Here is an 8,425-nt window from a genome sequence, read left to right on the forward strand (position 1 = left end):
AGTGAGCAGTCAGTTTATAACTGCGCTCTTGTTAATAGCTCCCTCACTTGAAAACGGATTGGAAATTACCCTGAAAGGAAATAAAACTTCACAACCATATTTAGAAATGACGATTAGTCTTTTAACTAAATTAGGTGTTATGGTTTCGGTTTCAGAAAACACAATTTTGGTAAAACCCTTTATGGAAGAACCAAAAAAAATTCAATTTAAGGTAGAATCTGACTGGTCTACGGCATCCTATTTTTATTCACTTACAGCACTTTCCCCTTTAGGAACTAATTTGAAGTTACAAAATTTTGAAGCACATAGTTTACAAGGAGATGCAATAACAACAGAGTTTTTTCGGCAATTGGGAGTGACAACTACCTATTTAAACGGAGCAATTAGTTTGACCAAAAAAGAGGTTCCTATTATAAAAGAACTAAATCTGAATCTTAATAACTCACCTGACTTGGCTCAAACATTGGTAGTGTGCTGCTTAGGCTTGCAAATACCCTTTCATTTCAATGGCTTGCAAACCCTCAAAATTAAAGAAACAGATAGGCTTGTGGCACTTAAAAACGAACTAGCTAAATTTGGAGTTGATGTTTCAATAGATAAAAATAGTATTTCTTCGGCTGCAGTGAATAACATCCAAGTACCTAAAGTTCCTGTTCCTGAAATCGCAACCTATAACGACCATCGTATGGCGATGGCATTTGCCCCTTTGACATTATTAATGCCTATAAAAATTAAAAATGCTGATGTAGTTGTAAAGTCTTCCCCATTGTATTGGGAATATTTATCAAAATTGGGTGTCAACATTTCGGAGTATTAAGCTACAAACAAGAATTTAAAATAATAAACTGCTTTTTACTTGACAACCCCTGCCTTGAGGTTGTATATTTGCAGCTTGCTAAAAATCAATCTTTAATAAATACTCTATGAAGCTATCACACTTTGATTTTAATTTGCCAAATGAGCTGCTGGCAGAATACCCACCTTTGAACAGAGATGAATCACGTTTAATGGTTTTAGACCGCAAAACACAAACGATCGAGCACAAAATGTTCAAAGATTTGATTGATTATTTTGAAGAAGATGATGTGCTTATTTTAAATAATACCAAAGTATTTCCGGCGAGGTTGTATGGTAATAAGGAAAAAACAGGTGCTAAAATTGAAGTTTTTTTGTTACGAGAACTCAATGCTGAAACACGCCTTTGGGACGTGTTGGTAGATCCTGCCAGAAAAATCAGAATTGGAAATAAGTTGTATTTTGGCGAGGATGAAACCTTGGTTGCTGAGGTGATTGATAACACCACTTCAAGAGGAAGAACGTTAAGATTCCTGTTTGATGGTACCTATGAAGAGTTTAGAAAGAAATTAAATGAATTGGGCGAAACACCACTTCCAAAATACATTTCAAGGGAAGTAGAACCTGAGGATGCTGAGCGCTATCAAACCATTTATGCCAAAAAAGAAGGTGCTGTGGCGGCTCCAACAGCAGGATTGCATTTTTCAAAGCACTTACTTAAACGACTTGAAATTAAGGGTGTTAATTTTGCAGAAGTCACATTACATGTAGGCTTGGGTACTTTTAGTCCCGTTGAAGTGGAAGATCTTTCCAAACACAAAATGGATTCTGAAGAATTTGAAGTAGATGAATTTAGTGCTAAAATTGTCAACGAAGGAAAAGCCAAAAGACGAAAAATTTGTGCTGTTGGAACAACTGTGATGCGTTCAGTTGAAAGTACGGTTTCTTCACAAGGGGCATTAAACCCATATAAAGGATGGACGAATAAATTCATTTTTCCTCCTTATGAATTTAGTATTGCAAATTGTATGATTACTAACTTTCACACTCCAAAATCAACCTTATTGATGATGGTGTCTGCTTTTGCCGGACACGACTTTATCAAAAAAGCCTATGCAGAAGCTATAAAAGAAAACTATCGTTTTTACTCCTATGGAGATGCGATGTTAATTCTGTAACAATTCAGTAAATAGTTATAAGTCAATCCTCAATAAAGTGTTTTTTATTGAGGATTTTTTATTTTATGATTGTATTTTCAAATAAATCACTTATTTTAGTAGCTGAATCGGTTTTTTGTTATGAAAAAAATTACATTACTGTCTTTTCTTTTTCTTGCTTCCAGCATTATTGCACAAGTTACCAATCAGGGTACACCCGGAAGTTGGAAAATTGACAATCTATCTAAAATTGAACCTGTTGTCATGCCTGCAATAAACCTTCAGGCATTGCAAGAAGAGGACATGAGAAATGAAAACCGAAAAGACATCCCCTGGAGGTTTGGTGTAGAATTTGAAGTGACACTCAACACTCAAAATTCAGGTACTTGGGATGAACTTGAAAATGGTGATAGAATCTGGAGGTTAAATATACATTCTGCTGGAGCAATAACAATGAACTTTGTGTTTGAAGATTTTTACCTTCCTACCGGTTCAAACCTCTACCTTTACAGTGATGACCGTTCTGATTTATTGGGGGCGTATACACCAATACAAAACCGTGAAGATAGACAACTGGGAACTTGGTTTGTTGATGGTGAAAGTGTCTGGCTAGAGTATTATGAGCCTCGTTCACAAAGAGGAAATGGAAGTCTGAAACTAAATAAAGTTGTCCATGGATATCGCTCTGTTGCCAACACCATTCAAAACAAAGGGTTAAATGATTCAGGTCCTTGCAATCAGGATGTTGACTGTACAGTTGGTGCTGATTTTGACGATATAAAAGAAGCTTTAAAACGTTCTGTTGGTTTGTTTTTATTAGGAGGTTCTGTTTGTTCAGGAACTTTAATAAACAACACAAACAATGATAACGCTCCATATTTTTTAACTGCCAGCCATTGTAATAGTGGAAATCCGGCTACCTGGGCGTTCCGATTTAATTGGGTGAGTACAAATCCATCTTGCGGAACCACAACAAATAGCGGAAATGGAAGCTTTAATCAAACCACTAGTGGTGCAACTGTGCTTGCTGAAAATCAAAAGTCTGATTTTATGTTGGTAAATATAGATGCAGATTTACCTGCCGCCTGGAATTTAGTATGGGCAGGTTGGAATAGAAGTACAACTGAAGTTCCGGATTTTACTGTGGGTATTCATCATCCAGCAGGAGATATCATGAAAGTATGTCGTGACAATCAATCACCCATTAGAACTGCTATCAACTTTGAAATTCCAAACACCAATGTTTGGCGTGTATCAGATTGGGATTTAGGAGTTACCGAAGGAGGCTCTTCAGGTTCTGCGTTATTTGATCAGGATGGACGTATTGTGGGTCAGCTCGCAGGTGGCGCAGCGGCCTGTGCCGGAACCAATGACAATGGCCAACCTGACTTTTATGGACGTTTAGATACATCTTGGGATTTTGGCTCCTCTAGTACTAACAGACTGTCTGATTGGTTGGATCCGTCTGGCTCTGGAGTAATGACAACAGATATATTAAACACACCCGACTTTCAGTTTATCGGAGACATTTCAATTTACCCTAATCCAGCGAGTACTATAATTACAATTTCCAATAACAATTCTTCGCAATTGAAATATGAGTTCTACTCTGTTACCGGACAATATTTAAAAGCCGGTAGTTTACCATTATCAGAAAATAATATTTTCGTAAATGATTTATCTGAAGGAGTTTATTTTTTAAAGTTTGAAGATACTGTTACAGGTAGCACACTTGTTAAGAAAATAATTGTGAAGAGATAATGAAATCACTACTCCTTGATGCTTCTTACCGACATACCCATTATCTTACCTCCACCGTATTCTTTGAAAGCGTCAGAGCCATAATCTGTAAAAAAATACCAGGCATTATAAGTGTCATATGCTGTTGTTGTCCACCAGCATGCAACTCTTCCAATATAAAAGAAATAACCTTCAAAATCTCGATTGCCTCCGCCAATGCCATTAAAGCCTGATGAATTGTCTCCATGACCATTTCGAAACCAAAACGAAGTTGCTTTTATTTTTTTTCCAGCAACGTCTTTGCCACCCAAAAACCTCTGTAGCTCACTAAAGTCTTCTTTAGTTGGAATCCGCCAACCCTCAGGCGCAAGCCCTCTAGGGTCAGTTACTGCATACCAATTGTATAAAACTCCACTTTTTTTAGCGATATCAGGTTGATTTTCATAAAAGCTCCAAGCCGGTGTACAGTCTTTTCCTGCTTGAATCCAATCTTCTCGAGTTTTTGCTTGAGAAATAGGGTCTCCGTTTTTAAAATTAGTGACAGCTAAATTTTTGCTACTCCAAATTTGGTTTCCAATAGCAATTCCTTTAATTTCATCAGTGTTTTGACTGTTTGCAGGAAGTGCAATTGCAAATAGAAAAACCCAATAAGATGAATATAAAGTAAATAAAATCTTAAAAATTTGAGTAAAACCTTTCATATATGCAAAAAAATAAATAAATATAAATATAAAAAATAATAAATTGAAATCGTATTTATAAATGCATTCTCTTTCAAATATGGTATTTTTGCAAAATGAAAGATCAAAAGAAAGATATTAGAGCCTTATCAAAAGAAGCGCTGAGAGATTTTTTTATTCAAACAGGTGAGAACGCTTTTAGAGGTAATCAAGTGTATGAATGGCTTTGGAACAAGGGAGTACATTCCTTTGACGAAATGACCAACCTTTCTAAAGAAACCCGAAATCACCTAGATGAACATTTTGTGATTAACCACATTGAGGTTGATCAAATCCAAAAAAGTGCAGACGGAACTATAAAAAACGCTGTTAAACTACATGACAAGTTAGTGGTTGAGTCTGTTTTAATTCCAACTTCCTCAAGGACAACAGCCTGTGTGTCATCGCAGGTGGGATGTAGCTTAGATTGCAACTTTTGTGCAACTGCCAAACTCAAACGCATGCGAAATTTAAACCCTGATGAAATTTATGATCAGGTGGTTGCTATAGACAGAGAAAGCAGATTGTATTTTGAAAGACCCCTTTCTAATATTGTGTTTATGGGGATGGGAGAACCCTTGATGAATTATAAAAATGTACTTGAAGCCATTGATAAAATTACTTCTCCTGAAGGTTTGGGTATGTCACCTAAGCGAATTACAGTTTCCACAAGTGGAGTGCCCAAAATGATTAAAAAACTAGCCGATGACGATGTGAAGTTTAAATTGGCTGTTTCTTTACATAGTGCCATTCAGCAAACACGAGAATCGATCATGCCCTTTGCAAAAAACTTCACATTGGAAGACTTAAAAGATTCATTGATTTATTGGTATTCAAAAACAAAAAGTAAGGTTTCTTATGAATATGTTGTTTGGAAAGACATCAACGATAGTAAAAAGGATATTGAAGCTTTGGTTAAATTTTGTGCTTATGTGCCTTGCAAGGTCAATCTTATTGAATATAACCCAATTGGTGAAGACGCTTTTCAACAGGCAAGCAATGAAGCCCTGGAGCAGTATATAGCTACACTTGAATACCATCGAATTCCGGTAACAGTAAGAAGAAGCCGCGGTAAAGATATTGATGCCGCCTGCGGGCAGTTGGCAAACAAGCAATAAAAAAGGCTTCCCGAATTAGGAAGCCTTAATTTTTTTAAACTGACTTAATGTTAAATTACCTTTTAACTAACTTAAAAGTAGCTGTTTTTCCGTTTGCAACTGCTGTTGCAATATAAACACCACTTTTAAGAGTTGATAAGTTGATTACTTCAGTAGTAGAAGAAAGATTTTGGTCAATTACTTTTTGACCTAAAATGTTAAAAATATTAATGCTGCTAAAATTATCTGTAGCTCTGATTGTTAGGTTTTGAGATTGTGGGCTGTAGAAGTAATTAAAGCCACTGATTTCAACTTCTGAAGTGCTTAATACACCATCCAATACTACATTGTCTATAAGAACTGAATTTTCATCAAAAGTATCGTGGTGTCTAAATACTAAATAAACTGTTTGACCATCATAAGCAGAAACATCAACAGAAACAGGTGCTGCATTGTTTGCTTCACTATCACAAGTACAAACATCTCCTACAGTTCCATCAAAAACAGGAGTAAGGTTGGATATTTGTCCAATATCAGTCGTTTCAGAAAGATAAACGGATAATCTGTCACCTAAGAAAGTTCCATTTGTTTGATAGCTTCCCATTAGAAAGTCTAGTGTTGAGCTAGTTCCAAGTGTAACCGCATCCATTGAGATTAAGTAGTTGTCAGGAGTGTAAGCTCCATTTGAATCCCAAGAATCTGAATCGGCAACATTGCCTTCAAATAACGATGTCCAACCAGAATCAACAATATTTGCTACTTGCCAAAACATACCGTCACCATCATCGTCAATGTTACTCCAGTTAAAAAAAGATGTGGATCCATCTGTATCTAGCTCAAAATCATCAGAAAAGATTTGAGCGTTCATTCCAACAGCCATAAAAAATGCTGCCATTAAAAGTGTAATTTTTTTCATAAGTATATGTTTTTTAAGTTTAATTAATTTCGTAAATATACTAAATATTTCTACTGCTCACAAAATTATTTTAACTTAAAAATATACTTCATTTTTTATTTACCTTTGAGCCTTGATGAAAATCGTTTCCCAAATAAAGCAACCCATTGTTGAAGAAATGGAACTTTTTGAAAAAAAGTTCTATGCCTCCATGACTTCAAAAGTAGCTTTGCTAAATCGCATTACCCATTACATCGTAAACAGAAAGGGCAAGCAAATGCGGCCTATGTTTGTGTTTTTGATTGCAAAAATGGTTCACAATGGTGAGGTTGCTGAACGCACTTACAGGGGAGCCTCGGTCATTGAGCTCATTCATACTGCAACATTGGTGCACGATGATGTGGTGGATGACAGCAACCGTCGTCGTGGATTTTTCTCTATCAATGCGCTTTGGAAAAATAAAATAGCCGTTTTGGTAGGGGATTATCTACTTTCAAAAGGTTTGCTGCTATCTATTGACAACGATGATTTTGATTTGTTGAAAATTATATCGGTTGCAGTAAGGGAGATGAGTGAAGGTGAACTCCTTCAAATTGAAAAAGCCAGAAAACTCGATATCACCGAAGAAATCTATTATGAAATTATACGGCAAAAAACAGCAACTCTAATCGCTGCCTGCTGTGCGATGGGCGCTCAGTCTGTTAATGCTCCAAAAGAGGAAGTAGAGCAGATGCGAAAATTTGGGGAATTGATAGGAATGGCCTTTCAGATTAAAGACGACTTATTTGATTATGGCACTGAAAAAATAGGCAAGCCAACCGGTATTGATATCAAAGAGCAAAAAATGACATTGCCACTAATTCACACTTTAAATAATTGTTCAGATGAGGATAAAAAATGGCTCATTAATTCTGTAAAAAACAAAAATAAAGATGCCAAAAGAGTAAAAGAAGTAATAGAATTTGTAAAATCTTCAGGTGGACTGGACTATGCAGTTGAAAAAATGAAATCCTTCCAGCAAGAGGCATTGAGGATTTTAAATTCCTATCCACAATCACCATTCAAAGATTCACTCATCCTGATGGTAAATTATGTCATAGAACGCAAGAAATAATCATTCATTGATTCTCTACTTTTTTTTGTAAAATGCTTTTTACAGGCACTATTTTATTAACTACATTTACATCTCAAATTTTTTTAAATGATTTCAAAATCAACCATCGATCAAGTATTTGAAACTGCCCGGGTAGAGGAAGTGATAGGTGATTTTGTACAACTCAAAAAAGCGGGGAGCAACTTTAAAGGACTCAGCCCGTTTTCTGATGAGCGCACACCCAGTTTTATGGTCTCTCCAGTAAAGCAAATCTGGAAAGATTTTTCCAGCGGAAAGGGGGGGAATGTGGTGGCTTTTTTAATGGAACATGAGCATTTTACTTATCCTGAAGCCATTAAATACCTCGCCGGTAAATATGGTATCGAAATAGAAGAAACCCAAAAAACAGACGAAGAAAAGGAACAAGCCAACGAGCGGGAGAGTATGTATTTGGTGAGTGAGTTTGCAAAAGACACCTTTCATCATAACCTATTGAAAACTGAACCAGGTAAAGCGATAGGGCTGTCTTATTTCAAAGAACGTGGTTTTAGCGAGGCCACTGTCAAAAAGTTTCAGTTAGGCTACTCTTTTGACAGTTGGGATGCGTTCACATCTGAAGCCCTACGTAAAGGCTATAAACTTGAATTTTTGGAAAAAACCGGACTTACAATTGTTAAAGAAGAAAAGCAATTTGACCGCTTTAAGGGTCGCGTAATGTTTCCTATTTTGAGTATGAGTGGGCGAACGCTCGGATTTGGAGGACGAATTTTGACAAACGATAAAAAAGCTGCAAAATACCTCAACTCTCCCGAAAGTGATATATACCATAAAAGCAAAGTACTATATGGGATTTTTCACGCTAAACAATCTATTGCCAAAGAAGATAATTGCTTTTTGGTTGAAGGCTATACTGATGTAATCCAGTTTCA

At 36.2% G+C, this 8,425-nt stretch carries 7 protein-coding genes and 1 pseudogene; 6 read left to right on the forward strand and 2 right to left on the reverse strand.

The genetic code is table 11. The annotated features are described in order from the left end of the window. The 3 genes and pseudogenes from AACY61_RS04685 to AACY61_RS04695 all read left to right on the forward strand — a co-directional run. Window positions 1-817: pseudogene (locus AACY61_RS04685) on the forward strand (3-phosphoshikimate 1-carboxyvinyltransferase); the annotation flags it as partial. 106 nt (window positions 818-923) lie between these two features. Then, a complete protein-coding gene (gene queA / locus AACY61_RS04690) occupies window positions 924-1,973 on the forward strand; it encodes a tRNA preQ1(34) S-adenosylmethionine ribosyltransferase-isomerase QueA (protein ID WP_339610428.1) in 1,050 nt (349 codons plus the stop codon). 120 nt (window positions 1,974-2,093) lie between these two features. Further along, window positions 2,094-3,713 carry a T9SS type A sorting domain-containing protein gene (locus AACY61_RS04695; protein ID WP_339610429.1) on the forward strand — a complete coding sequence of 540 codons (1,620 nt, stop codon included), beginning with the start codon at window positions 2,094-2,096 and terminating at the stop codon, window positions 3,711-3,713. Between the two features lie 8 nt (window positions 3,714-3,721). On the opposite strand, the gene AACY61_RS04700 is transcribed toward AACY61_RS04695, so the two are convergent. After that, window positions 3,722-4,393, reverse strand: a complete 672-nt coding sequence (locus tag AACY61_RS04700) for a fibrobacter succinogenes major paralogous domain-containing protein (protein ID WP_339610430.1) — start codon at window positions 4,391-4,393, stop codon at window positions 3,722-3,724. 95 nt (window positions 4,394-4,488) lie between these two features. Here AACY61_RS04700 and rlmN point away from each other — a divergent pair, with 95 nt between their 5' ends. Beyond that, the gene (gene rlmN / locus AACY61_RS04705) at window positions 4,489-5,529 is read left to right on the forward strand and encodes a 23S rRNA (adenine(2503)-C(2))-methyltransferase RlmN (RefSeq protein WP_339610431.1); all 1,041 of its coding nucleotides are present in this window, start codon (window positions 4,489-4,491) and stop codon (window positions 5,527-5,529) included. Between the two features lie 55 nt (window positions 5,530-5,584). Here rlmN and AACY61_RS04710 read toward each other — a convergent pair whose 3' ends face one another. Beyond that, entirely contained in the window at window positions 5,585-6,424 is an 840-nt protein-coding gene (locus AACY61_RS04710; protein WP_339610432.1) for a choice-of-anchor J domain-containing protein, read from the reverse strand. A gap of 115 nt (window positions 6,425-6,539) precedes the next feature. Here AACY61_RS04710 and AACY61_RS04715 point away from each other — a divergent pair, with 115 nt between their 5' ends. Together AACY61_RS04715 and dnaG are read left to right on the forward strand one after the other, a co-directional pair. Beyond that, complete coding sequence (locus AACY61_RS04715; RefSeq protein ID WP_339610433.1) at window positions 6,540-7,517, forward strand: polyprenyl synthetase family protein; 978 nt, start codon at window positions 6,540-6,542, stop codon at window positions 7,515-7,517. Between the two features lie 87 nt (window positions 7,518-7,604). Beyond that, a partial coding sequence (gene dnaG, locus AACY61_RS04720) for a DNA primase (protein WP_339610434.1) occupies window positions 7,605-8,425 on the forward strand: 821 nt, incomplete at its 3' end.

This window comes from uncultured Planktosalinus sp. (genome assembly GCF_963973675.1).
Classification (GTDB): domain Bacteria; phylum Bacteroidota; class Bacteroidia; order Flavobacteriales; family Flavobacteriaceae; genus Planktosalinus.